Origin of the sequence: Bradyrhizobium sp. cf659, from assembly GCF_900113725.1 — a bacterium.
Lineage (GTDB): Bacteria > Pseudomonadota > Alphaproteobacteria > Rhizobiales > Xanthobacteraceae > Bradyrhizobium.
Window position 1 is genome coordinate 1,242,612 of sequence record NZ_FOQJ01000001.1, and the last position, 14,076, is coordinate 1,256,687.

General features: G+C 66.3%; 12 protein-coding genes. 3 read left to right on the forward strand and 9 right to left on the reverse strand.

Features of this window, described 5'->3' with window-relative positions; translation table 11 throughout:
* Positions 1-10: 10 nt before the first annotated feature.
* Genes pdxA through BM118_RS06195 form a run of 4 tightly spaced genes read right to left on the reverse strand, consistent with a single transcriptional unit; the run spans position 11 to position 4,544 of the window.
* Entirely contained in the window at positions 11-1,048 is a 1,038-nt protein-coding gene (gene pdxA / locus BM118_RS06180; RefSeq protein ID WP_092183165.1) for a 4-hydroxythreonine-4-phosphate dehydrogenase PdxA, read from the reverse strand.
* Entirely contained in the window at positions 1,045-2,151 is a 1,107-nt protein-coding gene (locus BM118_RS06185; protein WP_092183168.1) for a four-carbon acid sugar kinase family protein, read from the reverse strand. Before BM118_RS06185 ends, pdxA begins: the two co-directional genes overlap by 4 nt.
* Positions 2,148-3,593, reverse strand: coding sequence for an FAD-binding oxidoreductase (locus BM118_RS06190; protein WP_092183170.1), 1,446 nt, complete (start codon positions 3,591-3,593; stop codon positions 2,148-2,150). Before BM118_RS06190 ends, BM118_RS06185 begins: the two co-directional genes overlap by 4 nt.
* 27 nt (positions 3,594-3,620) lie before the next feature.
* Positions 3,621-4,544 carry a dihydrodipicolinate synthase family protein gene (locus tag BM118_RS06195; RefSeq protein ID WP_177234053.1) on the reverse strand — a complete coding sequence of 308 codons (924 nt, stop codon included), beginning with the start codon at positions 4,542-4,544 and terminating at the stop codon, positions 3,621-3,623.
* A gap of 123 nt (positions 4,545-4,667) precedes the next feature.
* Here BM118_RS06195 and BM118_RS06200 point away from each other — a divergent pair, with 123 nt between their 5' ends.
* Positions 4,668-5,537, forward strand: coding sequence for an IclR family transcriptional regulator (locus BM118_RS06200; RefSeq protein ID WP_092183174.1), 870 nt, complete (start codon positions 4,668-4,670; stop codon positions 5,535-5,537).
* Positions 5,538-5,546: 9 nt separating this feature from the next.
* Here BM118_RS06200 and rnz read toward each other — a convergent pair whose 3' ends face one another.
* From rnz to BM118_RS06220, 4 genes are all read right to left on the reverse strand, one after another.
* On the reverse strand, positions 5,547-6,452 hold the full coding sequence (gene rnz, locus BM118_RS06205; protein ID WP_092183176.1) for a ribonuclease Z: 906 nt from the start codon (positions 6,450-6,452) through the stop codon (positions 5,547-5,549).
* A gap of 66 nt (positions 6,453-6,518) precedes the next feature.
* On the reverse strand, positions 6,519-7,502 hold the full coding sequence (locus BM118_RS06210) for an antibiotic biosynthesis monooxygenase (RefSeq protein ID WP_092183178.1): 984 nt from the start codon (positions 7,500-7,502) through the stop codon (positions 6,519-6,521).
* A 15-nt stretch (positions 7,503-7,517) separates the two neighbouring features.
* Positions 7,518-8,915 (reverse strand): guanine deaminase, encoded by a 1,398-nt coding sequence (gene guaD, locus BM118_RS06215; protein WP_092183180.1) that lies wholly within the window; start codon positions 8,913-8,915, stop codon positions 7,518-7,520.
* Between the two features lie 15 nt (positions 8,916-8,930).
* Positions 8,931-10,103, reverse strand: coding sequence for a multidrug effflux MFS transporter (locus BM118_RS06220; protein WP_244550062.1), 1,173 nt, complete (start codon positions 10,101-10,103; stop codon positions 8,931-8,933).
* 106 nt (positions 10,104-10,209) lie between these two features.
* Between BM118_RS06220 and BM118_RS06225 the strand changes: the two genes are divergently transcribed.
* Complete coding sequence (locus tag BM118_RS06225) at positions 10,210-12,024, forward strand: amidase (protein WP_244550063.1); 1,815 nt, start codon at positions 10,210-10,212, stop codon at positions 12,022-12,024.
* 1 nt (position 12,025) lies between these two features.
* Here the strand turns inward: BM118_RS06225 and BM118_RS06230 are convergent, their stop codons facing one another.
* A complete protein-coding gene (locus BM118_RS06230; protein WP_092183184.1) occupies positions 12,026-12,631 on the reverse strand; it encodes a TetR/AcrR family transcriptional regulator in 606 nt (201 codons plus the stop codon).
* 200 nt (positions 12,632-12,831) lie between these two features.
* On the opposite strand from BM118_RS06230, the gene BM118_RS06235 reads away from it, so the two are divergent.
* On the forward strand, positions 12,832-14,076 hold the full coding sequence (locus tag BM118_RS06235) for an efflux RND transporter periplasmic adaptor subunit (protein WP_092183186.1): 1,245 nt from the start codon (positions 12,832-12,834) through the stop codon (positions 14,074-14,076).

The window sequence follows — 14,076 nt, forward strand, 5'->3', positions numbered from 1 at the left end:
GCGGTCGATCTCATGATTTGGATGCGGAGGCGCCAGCGGCCAGCCGTTCGGCATAGTCGATGGCCTCGATCAGGCTGTGCTCGTTGGCAATGCCCTTGCCGGCGATGTCGAAGGCGGTGCCATGATCGACGGAGGTGCGGATGATCGGCAGGCCCAGCGTGATGTTGACGCCGGAGAGCTCCTGCCAGCGGCCGGTCGCGGGATCGACCTGGAAGCCGAGCAGCTTGACGGGAATGTGCCCCTGATCGTGATACATCGCGACCGCCGCATCGAACTGGCCGGCGCGCAGCTTGACGAAGATGGTGTCTCCCGGCACGGGGCCGACGACGTCGAGGCCGTCGGCAACCGCTTTGGCGATCGTCGGCGCCGACACGTCGATATCCTGCCGGCCGAACAGGCCGCCCTCGCCGGCATGCGGGTTGAGCGCGGCGACCGCGATCTTCGGTTTGGCAATGCCGAGCCGGCGCAGCGCATCGTTGGTGAGGTCGATCACCAAACGCAACCGCTCCGGCGTCAGACGCTTCGGCACGTCTTCCAGCGCGACATGGGTGGAGACATGGCTGACGCGCATGTTGCCGTGGGCAAGCAGCATCACCGAGCCGCGCACGCCGGTCAGATGGGCGAGCATCTCGGTGTGGCCGGGGAAATGATAGCCGGCCTTGTTGAGCGCTTCCTTGTTGAGCGGTGCCGTGACGATGGCCGCGGTGCGGCCCGCCTGCGTCAGACGCACGCCCTGCTCGATCGCCTTGTAGGCGAAGCGGCCGCCATCGGCGCTGAGCACGCCGGGCTTGATCGGATCGCCCTCGGCGTCGGCTTGCAGGTAGCAGAGGTTGGGCCATTCGCGATCGTCGGCCGACACAAGCGGGATCGCAATGTCGGTGCCGAGCGCGGCCTTCGCGCCGTCCAGCGCCGCGCCGCTGCCGATGACCAGCAGGCGCAGATCGCCCGTCGCGATCCGGTCCTTCAGCCCGATACAGGCCTTGACGATGATCTCCGGCCCGATCCCGGCCGGATCGCCCATGGTGATGGCAAGATGACGAGAGGTCATGTCGGACTCTCCATTCTGAGCAAATGATTGTCCCGGAGCAGGTCGCGCCACAGCTCGCTGGGACCAAAGGCGCCGGACTTCGAGACGACGTCAACGCCGGCCCAGCGGCCGCCCTGCAGGATCGAGCGCGGCAACCCCGGAACGATACGCCCTGTTACCTGGAGCGCATGCGCGCCAAGTGCAACGCATGCGGCCTTCAGGGTTTCGCCGCCGGCAACGATCAATGTGCCGGGCTGTTCGAGCGCCGCGATCAGCGCTGTCATTTCGCGCGCGATCCGCCGCGCCGCCTCGGCGCGCGTCAGGCCTTCGGCGAGAGAGAATTTGACCAATGCGATTTCGTCACCGGCGAGCTTGCGCTGGACACGCGCCGCGCCCTCACCTTCCGCAAGCGCGATGGTCGCCTCGCCGCATGCGGCCAGCTGCGACGCCGTGGCGGGCTGGTCGGAGCCGAACAGCCCCAGCACCGGCAGCTTCAACTGGCTCGGCGCATCGGCACGGTGGCTCCGGGCGAGCGCCCCGGCCAATCCGCCGCTTCCGCACCACAGCACCGGACCCGGCATGCGCCGTCCCATCTCCACGACACGATCGAGATCGATGTCGCTCTCGGCATCGAAGACCTGAACGCCGGCCTGCGCCAGCGTATCAGCCTGCCCCTGCCGCGCCTCGATGCCCTCAAGCTGCAATTGGGCGAGCAGATTGTCGCCGACGCGATGCCACTCGCCCTGCACCGTGCGCGCGAATTGCTGGCCAGCGACGGTACGACGCCCCTGATAGTCGAAGGCGGGCGCGACCACGCAAGATGCCCAATGGCCGCTGCGCAGGCAGGCGCCGAGCTCTGCCGCCCACGCCCCACGCAGGAGGCTATCGACCTTCTTGTAGCCGATCGTCGCCCCGCGGAGCTGCGGCGCCAGCCGCCCGACGATCTCGACGCTCTCGGCCCTGGAGCGCTCCCGCGTGCCGCTGTCGATCGCAAGGCTCCGGGAGCCTTGCGCCGCGGGCGCTTCCGGCCAGGTGACGTCGAACGGTCCGCACAGGCCGACGAACTCCGCCGCGGTGTCGAGCGCACCGGTGAGGTCGTCGGCAAGCAGGCAGACGCTCGTCATCGCCGCACGCCTCCCACGGCAAAAATCTTGCCCGGATTCATCAGGCCATTCGGATCGAGCAATTGCTTGATGCCGCGCATCAGCTCGATGTCGAGGGGATCGGCGACGCGGGCGAGCCGGCCGCGATTGGTGATCCCGATGCCGTGCTCGGCGCTGATGGCCCCGCCTTGCGCGGCGGTCTCGTCGTCGACGATCTCGTTGATCTCGGCCACCAGCTTGGCCGTCGCGTCCGGGACCTGGCAATGCACGCGATCGATCAAGGCCACGACATGGATGTTGCCGTCGCCGATATGGCCGTGCATGACCACATTCGCATGCGGCACGGCGGCCTTGATCCGGGCCTCGACATTGTTGACGAAGGCCGCCTGGCGCTCCAGCGGCACGACGCTGTCATGCGACACCACGTAACCGCTGCGCTTGTTGCCTTCGGAGACGCTGTGCCGGACCGCCCAGATCGCCTTCGCCTGCGCCAAGCTGGAGGCCAGTACGGCGTCCTCGGTAAGCCCCGCTTCCATCGCCTCTGCAAGCACCGCGGCCAGCGGTTCGTTCAGGTCCACGCCCGCGAGCGTGTCGGTCAGCTCGACGATCAGATACCACGGCGTCGTCAGCTCGAAGGGGATCGTGACATGCGGCACGGTCGTCGCGATCGCCTCGATCTGCGACCGCGACATGATCTCGAGACTGCCGAGCCGGTCGCCGACAGCACCGCGCAGGCGCTGCATGATCTCGAGCGCCTGCTCCACACCCTGCAACTTCAATAACGCCAAAGCCGAGCTGCGCGGCGGCGCGAACAGTTTCAGCACCGCCGCGGTGACGATGCCGAGCGTTCCTTCGGCGCCGATGAAGAGCTGCTTGAGCGCGTAACCCGTGTTGTCCTTGCGCAGCGCGCGCAGTCCGTCGAGGACGCGCCCGTCGGGCAGCACGACCTCCAGGCCGAGCACGAGATCGCGCGTCGGCCCGTAGCGCAGCACGGCAGTGCCGCCGGCATTGGTCGAGATGTTGCCGCCGATCTGGCAGGAGCCCTCAGCACCGAGGCTCAAGGGAAAATAGCGATCGACGTCCTGCGCCGCAGCCTGCACCTCGGCGAGGATGCAGCCGGCCTCTACGGTAATCGTGTTGGCGAGCGGACTGACGTCGCGTACCGCCCGCATGCGATCGAGCCGGATCACGACATTGCTCGCGCGATCGTCCGGCGTCGCCGCGCCGCACATGCCGGTGTTGCCGCCCTGCGGCACGATGGCGAGCCCCCTCGCCGCACAGAGTTTGACGACGGAGGCGACCTCGGCGGTCGAGCCGGGCTTTACCACCGCGACGGCGCGGCCGTGATAGCGCCCGCGCCAGTCCACCACATAGGGCTCCTGGTCGGGCCCGGACGCGATGACGTGCTTGTCGCCGACGATATCAGCGAGCCCGGCCAACGCATCCTGGAAAGAATCGGACATCGGATCGCCTCGTCGCCCGCGCCAAGTCTAGACGGTGGCGGCAGCGAATGCAGCAGCATCCGCGAGCAGGTCTTTCACTTGAGCCGGGGGCAGCGATTCCAGCGGCGGCCGCAGCCGCTGCCATCCGGAGTGACCGGTGCGCTCGGCCACCAGCGCCTTCAGCGATGCCATCTGCGGGAACCGCGAGACCAGCTCGCGCGCCTTCACGATGCGCGCCTGCGTCGCCTTGAGCGCCGCATCGTCGTCGCTGTCGCGAAAGTGCTTGTAGACATAAGCAAGATCGCGCGCGACGAGATTGGAGGTGGCAGTGATGCAGCCCGCGCCGCCCTTGCGCAGCAACGGCAGGAGCAACGGATCGGCCCCGACCAGGACCGAAAAGCCGGGGAAGCGCTCGACCATTGCGGTCATGTTGGCAAAGTCGCCGGAGGAATCCTTGATGCCGGTGAAGGTGGCTGGATAAGCCGTACGCAGCCGCTCGATCAGAGCATGCGAGATCGGCTGCGCCGACATCTGCGGGATGTGATAGAGCACGACCTTGAGCCTGGCATCGCCGATGCGCTGCACGACTTCGCTATAGGAGGCGAAGATGCCGTCGTCGCTGACGCCCTTATAGTAGAACGGCGGCAGCATGACGACGGTGTCGACGCCGACCGAGAGCGCGTGGCGCGTCAGCGCGATGGTCTCGGTGAGCGCGGCAACGCCGGTGCCGGGAAGAAGCCGCTGCGGCGCGATGCCGGCGGCCACCACGGCTTCGAGCAGCGCGGTGCGCTCGGCGGCGGAGAAAGAGTTCGCCTCGCCCGTGGTGCCCAGCAGCGCGATGCCGTCGCAGCCTTCATCCAGGAGATAGCGGCAATGCGCGACGAAGCGCGCATGATCGGGGGCGAGCTCGGCGTCGAGCGGCGTCAGCGCGGCGGAGAACACGCCATGAGGGTGCAGCGATGATGTCGACAAACTTCCTCCGATCGTCAAATCGATGTTGTTCGGAATGCGAACATTTGTTATGATCTGACATGTTGGTAGGATCAGGCTGCCGCCGCGTCAAGGGCGACGGCTGTCATGGCAGGGCATTCAAGCATGGCCAAGGCCGAAAAGAAGGCCGCAAAGCGGAAAACGGAAACGGCGCCGCAAAATCCCAAGAAAGATCCCAAGAACGGTCCGAAGAACAATCCAAAGAATTACGTCGCTTCCGTCGGCAAGGCGTTCGCGGTGCTCAGGAGTTTCACCAGCGAGGCCTTCGAGCTCACCCTGAGTGAAGTTGCCGCACGCGCCGATCTCGATCGCGGGACCGCGTTCCGGCTGATCCAGACCCTGATCGAGCTCGGCTATCTCCAGCCGGTTCCGCAGAGCCGCCGGTTCCGCCTCGGGCTCGCCTGTCTCGACCTCGGCTACACCGTGCTGTCGCACGGATCGCTGCGAGCCATCGTCGAGCCGCTGCTGCGCGACCTCGTGCCTGAGGTGGGCGATGCGGCCTCGCTCGGCATTCTCGACGGCGGCGACGTGATCTATCTCGCGCGCGTCGGCGCCGGCCTCGACCGCCACAAGATGGATCGGCGGCCGGGTTCGCGCATTCCCGCCTACAGCGCCGCGCTCGGCCATGTCATGCTGGCGCATCTCACGCGGGACGAGCAGATCGAGCGACTGGAGGCGCGCCCTCGCGTCAAGCTGTCGGAGCGAACGCTGACCGATCTCGATGCCCTGCTCGCCCGGCTCGATCTGGTCAAGAAGAAAGGCCATGCCGTCTCCGACGGCGAGAACGCCTATGGCTTGCGTACGCTGGCGACGCCGATCTTCGACGCCCAGGGTGTTGTGATCGGGGGATTGAGCGTCACCATCGACGCGATGCGCATGGACATGCCGGCCTTTCGCGATCAGGCGTTGCCACGGCTGATGCAGGTGACGCGCCAGGTGCAGGACATCGCGATCAAGTCGGGATTGTCGGGCTGAGGGCTGCGACTAGATGACGATGTGATCGAAGTCGGCGGCGATCCGGCTGTTCGGGAAGATCCTTGCCGCCTCGGCCAGGATCTCCTCGTCCTCGTAGCGTCCCGACATGTGGGTCAGCACGAGCTGCCCGACATTGTTCGCGGCCGCAAAGGTGGCCGCTTCTGCCGCGGTGAGGTGGCCGTAGTCCCGCGCGGTCGGCGCGTCGCGATCGACGAACGTCGCCTCGATCACCAGCATGTCGGCGTCAGTGACGTATTGCGACAGCCCCTCGGTGGTCTCGGTGTCGCCGATGACAACGAGCTTCCGGCCGCCGCTCGGCGGCCCCAGGACATCCTCCGGATCAATGGTCCGGCCACCTTCGATCACGACCGGCCGTCCTTGAGCCAACTCGCCGCGCAAGGGACCGTCGGGAACACCGAGCGACACGAGGCGATCGGACAGAAGGTGGCGGCGCGCGGGGCTCTGGAATATGAAGCCAAAGCTGTCGGTGTCGCGGTGGCGGACCGGAAAGCAGTCGATGGTGAAGTCGCCGGCATCGATGAACTTGCCTTCGGTCAGGGCTGCGAACTCCACGGGGATCGGCGCCCTGCCCGCGCCCCACCGGCCCGCCAGCATCCGGATGACGATGTCGAGCGTATCTGGGCCGCCGTGAATGGTCATCACGTCGGAGTTCTGCCGCAAGCCCAGCGTCGAGAAGAGACCGGGGATGCCGAGCACGTGATCGAGATGAGCGTGCGTCAGCAGGATGCGATCGAGCCGCCGGAAGCCGGCGCCACTGCGCAGCAGCTGGCGCTGCGTGCCCTCGCCGCAATCAATCAGGATGCGCTTGCCCGCCGCCTCCACCAGGAGGGCGGGATGGTTGCGTTCCGCGGAAGGAACGCTGGCCGAGGTCCCGAGAAATGTCAGGGCGAACATGCTCGTCAGTGTCCAGAGACCGCCGCTCTTCCCGACAGCACCTCAACGGCCCGCACGTGGACGGTCTCACCGTCCCCAATGCCATGCGAGCAGCAGCGCGTACAGGCCCATCGACGCAGCGTAGAGCGCGGCAAGCAGTGCGTATCCCGCGATCTGGCGACCGAGCGCCGCCTTCGGCGTGACCCACCAGTCCAACGCCCTAAAGGCGGCCGGCACCAGCCACCAGCCGAGCAGCTGGGTGCTCACGAGATTGCCGACGAAGAGCGACAGCCAGACCGGCACGCCGTGGCTGTCGATCAGCGGCCGGCTGATGAAATAGCCCCAAAGATAGACCACCGGATAGAGCACCAGCAGGACGATCAGGTTGCTCTTCCAGATTAGTCCCGGACCTTGCTCCGGAGCCGGCGTCTTGCCGGCCGGGAACCAGAAATTGAAGCCATAGCTCGCCCGCTTCACGCTCATGCCGGTGTTGAAGCGCGCCCCCTCCTTGAGCAGTGTCTGCCGCAAGGGCGAGTCGAGCCACGCATTGAGGTTGGCATCGCTGTCGAACGACAGGATGATGATCCATTCGTCGCGCAGGCCCGGAATCGGCCGCTCGATCTTGTGGCGCAGAAAGCCCTTGAACTCGGCCTCCGCGGCCTGGATGCGCTGCTGCCATTTGAGGAATGTGTCCTCGAGCTCGTCAGGCACCTTGAAGGAGATGACGGCCGAGACCGCGCTGTCGCGCTCAACGCCGGTATCAGGCAGGATATGGACGTCTTCCGAACCGACGAAGAAACGCTGCACCTGTCCGATCAGCTTCGCCCGCACCTCGCTCTGAAGCCAGGCGCGCGCCGCGGCCGGGCTGGCGAAGCGCAGGATCGTCACCCAGTCCACATGCGCCGGCGGTTGCGGCGGCACCACCTCCTGGCCGAGAAAGCCCGGCCACGCCTTGAGCACCTCGCCGACCTCGCCGTTCCACCGCGCGAACGCGGCAAAGCCGTCGTCGGCGATGCGGCGCTGGATGACGAGGGCGACCGGCTGGCCGGCCGTATCAGGAGATGCGCTCATCGGCGGCTATCCGCTTCAGCTCTTCTTGTAGAGACGCTTGCCCATCACCCAGGTCTCGTCGACGCAGCGATCGTCGCCGACCATCATGACGGCGAACAGCATGCTCGCGGCCTCGTCGACGGTGCGCGGGCCGGCGCCGTCGGCGATCAGCGACTGGTGCCAGGGTTGCGCGGCTTGCCCGCCGTTCGGATCGAGCGCGACGAAATCGGCTTCCTTGCCGGGCTCGAAATTGCCGAGCTTGTCGTCGATGTAGAGGCCTTCGGCGCCGCCGAGCGTGACCGACCAGAAGCCACGATAGGGCGAGAGCTTGTTGCGCTCGGCTTCCGCGAGGTCCTTGCGCGCCGGATCGATGCTGCCGTCGAGCAGCGTGTTGTTGCACATGCCGACCTTGTAGGCGTCGTCGAGCACGGAGATCATCGAGAAGCGGTTGCCGCCGCCGACGTCGGTGCCGAACGACATCTTCACGCGGTGCTCCGGATCGGTGGCGCGGCCGAGACGGAACAGGCCGCTGCCGAGGAACAGGTTCGAGCACGGGCAGAACACCACCGCCGCGCCCTTCTTGGACATGCGGCGGAATTCGTTGTTCGAGAGATAGACGCCGTGGCCGCCGGAGAATTTCGGACCGACCAGATCGAACTTCTCGTAGACGCCGAGATAGTCCTGGCAGTCCGGATGCTCGACCAGCACGCCGCTGCACTCGGCCGGGTTCTCGGAGATGTGGGTATTGACCCAGCAGTCCGGATGCTCGTGCTTGAGGCGCTGACACGCCTTGAGCAGCTCCGGCGAGGCGCCGAAGGCGAAGCGCGGCGTGATGGCGTAGAGGTTACGGCCCTTGTTGTGATACTGCGCGATCAGCCGCTTGCTGTCGCGATAGAAGTTCTCGGGCGTGTCGATGAATTCGGCCGGCGCGTTGCGGTCGATCCCGGTGAGGCCCGCGATCACGCGCATGTTGCGCCTGCTTGCCTCCTCGAACAGCTCTTCGGTCGAGACCGGAGAGGAGCTGGTGAAGGCCTGGCAGGTGGTGGTGCCGGCGGCGAGCAGTGCATCGAGAAAACGCTTCACGCCTTCGCGCGCGTAGTTACGATCCTTGTACTTGATCTCCTCGGGATAGATCGACTTCTGCAGCCACGGCAGCAGCTGCTCGCCATAGGCACCGAGCACGCGGGTCTGCGGCAGATGGATGTGGCCGTCGATGAAGCCGGGGACGATGACGCGGTCCTTGATGTGGGTAATCTGGATCCCGGGATGTGCGGCAGCAATCTTCTCGTAGGGACCGAACGCCTTGATGACGCCGTCCGTGACGACCATGAGGCCGTCCTGATGAAAGCGCGCGGCGGCCTGCTCGTTGCCGATGTGCTTCCAGGGATCGTCGACGAAGTCGAAGAACGTGCCGCGAATACCGACGGTGGTCATGAACTGGTTCCTTCCTTAAGTCTGTGTGGCGTGGCGCGCCGCGGGCAGCGAGATCGCGAGCAGCGTGCCCGCAACAATGCAGAGGCCGAGATAAAGCCAGCCGATCGGCGCCTGCGTTGCTTCGGGCAGCACCGCCGCGATCGCCATGGCGCCGCTCACCGCGAGATAGCAGAGCGCGCTGATGAGGCCGCCGATCAGGCCGTGGTCGCGCTCGAACAGGCCGAGCGCCATGCCGTACATCATCGGGCACAACACGCCGCAGCCGCCGAGCACCAGCGCGCCGCCGATCGTGATCGACGCAAAATCGAGACCAAGGGTCATGCCGGTCGCGGTCAGGACCGCGGAGCCTGCAAGAAACAGCGCGAAGGCGCCGAAGCCCAGCATGCGCGCCGGCATGACGCGCGCGAAATGCGCGCAGCCGAGTTCGCCGGCAAGATTGACGCCGCCAAGGCCGAGCGCGACGAGGCCGTAGATGGCCGCCGAATAGCCGAGGCCGGTCTGGTAGAAGAACGGCGCGACGACGCCGAATGCCAGTTGCGCGCTGGCGGCGGCGGCAAAGACCAGCACGAAGGCCAGGAAGCCCGGACGGACGAGCGCCTCGCGGAGGATGCCGGCAGTCCTGCGCGGATCGAACGGCGCGCGGCGATCCGCCGGCAGGGTTTCGGGCAGCAGCAGCACGACGATCGCGGCGACGATCGCCACGGCAATGGCAATGATGACGAACACCCCGCGCCACGACGTCAGCTCGACGATGAAGCCGCCGGCCGCCGGCGCCAGCACCGGCGCGAGCCCCCAGGCCGCGCCGAGCAGGCCGGAGATTGCGGTGAGCTCGCGGCCGCGAAAGCAATCGGCCGCGACCGCGTAGGCGACGACGAGGCAGGTGCAGCCGCCGACGCCTTGCAGGAAGCGCAGCGCGAGCAGCAGCGAGGCGCTGGTGGCGAGCGCACAGGCGATGCTCATCGCGATGAGCACCGATAGCCCTGCGAGCAAAACGTTGCGGCGACCCAGCGTATCGGAGGCGATGCCGACCGGCACAAGTGCGAGGCTCATGCCGAGCATGTAGGCGGTGACGGTGTTCTGCATCGACGCCGGATCGGCGGAAAGATCCACCACCATCTGCGGCAGGCCGGGCGTGTAGGCATCGAGTGGAATCTGGCTGAACGGCACGACGCACAACAGGATCGGCACGATCCCACTCCTCGCGCGACCGGCGTCAGAAGCAAGTGCAGTCATGGGTAACGCCCCCTCGATGCCCGCGGGTCCTATCTTTTCGTGCGCGCAATGAGATGCAACGATGCAGGTTGCGGATATTGACGCGCGGAGCGTGCCAGAACTGTGTGTAAAAATTCTTAGGAGTTCCGGTTCAATACGGACTCTGACGGCTGTTGCTCTGTCTCGGTCGGAACTCTTGGACAAAAACGCGAAAACAACCCCATGCACAGTAAAAATCATTGAAGAATTTCGCTCCGCGCGGCGCGAGCCATGCCGGCGCGGACGTTTGACACGTCGGGCAAGACAGGCGCAGGATTGCACGATCGCCGCTTGTGAACTCGTCGTCGAGCCGACGCCATTAACCGTTCGGAAGGCATCGCTGTTTTCGGACGGTGCTGTTCCCGCTGACTTGGAACCTGACTTGGATTACGGCTCAATCAGCGCACTTCTGGGTGCCCTCCACGCACGCAAGGTGTCTGCGTCGGAACTGCTCGAACATACGATCGCGCGCATCGAGGCGCTGGACGGGCGGATCAATGCCGTCATCGTTCGCGATTTCGATCGCGCAAGAGACGCCGCGCGCGCTGCCGACGCCGCGCTTGGCCGCGGCGAGCGACGGCCATTGCTCGGCATCCCCGTGACCCTCAAAGAACCGTTCAACGTCGCCGGCCTGCCGACGACATGGGGCTTTCCGCATTTCAGGGATTTCCAGCCGGAGGAGGATGCCCTCGTCGTGTCGCGGTTGAAGGCGGCGGGCGCCATCATCATCGGCAAGACCAATATCCCGATCGGGCTGCGGGATTTCCAGAGCTACAACGACATCCACGGGACGACGAACAACCCGTGGGATCTCGGCCGATCACCCGGCGGCTCCTCCGGCGGATCGGGCGCGGCGCTGGCCGCGGGCTTCGGTCCGCTCTCGATCGGCTCGGATATCGGCGGATCGATCCGGGTCCCTTCGCATTTCTGCGGTGTGTTCGGACACAAGCCGAGCCTCGGGCTGGTCCCGCTGCGCGGATACAGTCTGCCGCCGGCGCCGCCCGTTCCCGGCCAGGGCGATCTGGCGGTCGTCGGACCGATGGCACGCACGGCATCGGATCTCGCCCTGGCGCTCGATGTGATTGCCGGCCCAGACGAGACGCACGACGGGATCGGCTATCGCCTGGCACTGCCGGCGCCGCGACATGACCAGCTCAGGACTTTCAGGATCCTCGTGATCGAGACGCATCCGTTGATGCCGACGGGTGACGCTGTGCGCTCCGCGATCGGACGGCTGGCGGAACGGCTCGCGCGTTCGGGCGCGCAGGTCGCGCGCTCGAGCGCGGCGCTGCCCGATCTCGCCGAATCCGCGCGGCTCTACATGAAGCTGTTGAACGCCGCGCGAAGCCCGCGCCTGACCCAGGCCGCCCTCGCAGAGGCGCAAGGAGTTGCCGCGGCACTCGCGCCCGACGACTGCAGCCTGCAGGCCGAGCGCGCACGCGGCTGGGGCATGATCCATCGCGATTGGCTGGCGACCGACGCGGCACGCCTGCAGCTGCGACAGAAGTGGCAGCAGCTCTTCCGCGACGTCGACGCGGTGATCTACCCGGCCGCCGCCGTGCCGGCCTTTCCGCATGACCAGTCCGAGCCGTTCGACGCACGGCAACTCGACATCGACGGCAAGCTCTTCAACTACTCCGATGCGTGCTTCATCTGGGCGGACCCCGCGTCGACCTGCGGACTGCCTGCGACCGCCGTTCCGATCGAGCGCACGCCTTCCGGCCTGCCGATCGGCGTCCAGATCATCGGGCCCTATCTCGAGGACCGCACGACGATTGCGCTGGCCGGGCTGATCGAGCGCGAGTTCGGTGGGTTTGTGCCACCGCCGTCGCTCTCTGCAACGAAATCCGTGAAATGAATCAGGTTCTCTCGGCCGACTGCGCCTCGACCGCCTGCACGGCCACGCTCGCCACCTGCCGCAGCGCTTCGCGGTCCGCGCCCGAAGACGCCATCACGCCCATGCCCACTGACACCGCCGACACATAGCGCGCCAGCGCCGCGGGATCCGAGGTCGGCTTGAGATCGCCCTCCGCCTTGGCGCGGATGAAGCGGTCGCGGAGCTGGTCTTCGTTCTGGGCGCGGCGGGCGGCGAGTTCGAAGGGGACGTTCTCGGAGCCGCTGCCGCAGGCGATGCCGCCTTGCACGAGCAGGCATCCGGGCGGATTGGCGGGATCGGTCTGCTTTTCGGCGATGCCCATCAGCATGCGCTCGGCAACCTCGCGAGCGGTCGGTGCGGCAACCACCTCGTCCATCCAGACGCCGCGCAATTTGGTGTAGCGGTCGAGCGCGGCCTTCAGCAGGCCTTCCTTGTTGCCGAAACAGGCATAAAGGCTCGGTGGGTTGATGCCCATCGCCTCGGTGAGCTGGGCGATCGTGGCGCCCTCATAGCCATGGCGCCAAAACACTTCCATCGCCTGATCCAACGCCACATCGGCGTCGAACTCGCGGGGGCGTCCCATGCCCATCTCTCTGTCTCCTCGGATTCGGCGTCATCTCTCAGCTTAACGCATGATCCTATCTATTTGTTCTCGCTTTATTTTCTCTTCCGCCTTCCAATTCTTGCGGTAAGCGGCTACAATTTTCTTAGTGAACGGTACATATGTATCTTGCGCTGCGGTATCCAGCTCCACATCTGTAGTGAACACTACATATCTGGAGCGCGCAAATGCCCCCCTCCCAAAATACTTCTCGCCCTGGCCGTATCCGCCGCCTTCTCGGCGGTGTCGCCATCGTGGGTGCCCTCGCCGTGGCTGGTTCGATCGCGACCGGCCATTACTTTCGCGCAGCGCAAGCGACCGCAACGGCGGCCGCGGCCGAGCAAGCTGTTTCCGTCACGGTCGCGATGATCGAGCCGCGGCAGACCGTGCTGTGGGACGATTTCTCCGGCCGGCTCGAAGCCATCCAGCGCGTCGAGCTTCGCCCGCGCGTCGCCGGTGCGATCCTATCGACCAATTTCACCGAAGGCGCGCTGGTGAAAGCCGGCGACGTCTTGTTCAAGATTGATCCTGCACCCTACGCGGCCGAGGTCGACAAGGCCAACGCCCAGCTCGAGGCGGCGAAGGCGCGCGTGGTGTTCACCCAGAGCGAGCTCGAGCGCGGTGCACAGCTCGTCGGCAATGCCGTCGTCACGCGGCGCGACTACGACCAGCGCGACAATGCCAATCGCGAGGCCATCGCCAACGTCAAGGCGGCTGAAGCAACGCTCCAGACCGCAAGGCTCAATCTCGATTACACCGAGGTGCGCGCGCCCGTGGACGGCCGCGTCGGCAAGATCGAGGTCACCGTCGGTAATCTCGTCGCCGCCGGCACCGCCTCCCAGGTGCTGACCTCGCTCGTTTCCGTCAATCCGATCTACGCCTCGTTCGATGCGGATGAAGAGGTCGTGCTGCACGCGCTGAACTCGATCGCGGATGCTTCCGGCAAGCGCGGCAATCTCGACCAGATCCCGGTGGAGATGGCGACCTCCGGCGGCCTTTCGGCGAAAGGCCATATCCAGCTCATCGACAACCAGGTCAACGGCCAGAGCGGCACCATCCGCGTCCGCGCGGTGTTCCAGAACGCGGACGGGCGCCTGATCCCCGGCCAGTTCGCCCGCGTGCGCATGGGCCAGCCGAAGCAGCAGACGCTGGTGATGATCGACGAGCGCGCGATCGGCACCGACCAGGACAAGAAGTTCGTGATGGCGGTCGGTGACGACAGCCGCGCGGTCTACCGGCCGATCACGCTCGGCGGCGCAGTCGACGGCTTGCGCATCGTCACCGCGGGCCTGAAGCCCGGCGATCGCATTGTCGTCAACGGCCTCCAGCGCGTGCGGCCCGGCGCCCTCCTCAAGACCGAGGTGGCGGCGATGGGTGTGCGCGGGCCGCAGCAGGCTTCCAACCACAGCAACCAGGACGTGGTGCAACGCTAA

Bases quoted from the DNA above. Each gene is read 5' to 3' on its own strand.
- pdxA (WP_092183165.1), bottom strand. From the start codon at position 1,048: ATGACCTCTCGTCATCTTGCCATCACCATGGGCGATCCGGCCGGGATC.
- BM118_RS06185 (WP_092183168.1), bottom strand. From the start codon at position 2,151: ATGACGAGCGTCTGCCTGCTTGCCGACGACCTCACCGGTGCGCTCGAC.
- BM118_RS06190 (WP_092183170.1), bottom strand. From the start codon at position 3,593: ATGTCCGATTCTTTCCAGGATGCGTTGGCCGGGCTCGCTGATATCGTC.
- BM118_RS06200 (WP_092183174.1), top strand. From the start codon at position 4,668: ATGGCCAAGGCCGAAAAGAAGGCCGCAAAGCGGAAAACGGAAACGGCG.
- rnz (WP_092183176.1), bottom strand. From the start codon at position 6,452: ATGTTCGCCCTGACATTTCTCGGGACCTCGGCCAGCGTTCCTTCCGCG.
- BM118_RS06210 (WP_092183178.1), bottom strand. From the start codon at position 7,502: ATGAGCGCATCTCCTGATACGGCCGGCCAGCCGGTCGCCCTCGTCATC.
- guaD (WP_092183180.1), bottom strand. From the start codon at position 8,915: ATGACCACCGTCGGTATTCGCGGCACGTTCTTCGACTTCGTCGACGAT.
- BM118_RS06225 (WP_244550063.1), top strand. From the start codon at position 10,210: ATGCAGGTTGCGGATATTGACGCGCGGAGCGTGCCAGAACTGTGTGTA.
- BM118_RS06230 (WP_092183184.1), bottom strand. From the start codon at position 12,631: ATGGGCATGGGACGCCCCCGCGAGTTCGACGCCGATGTGGCGTTGGAT.
- BM118_RS06235 (WP_092183186.1), top strand. From the start codon at position 12,832: ATGCCCCCCTCCCAAAATACTTCTCGCCCTGGCCGTATCCGCCGCCTT.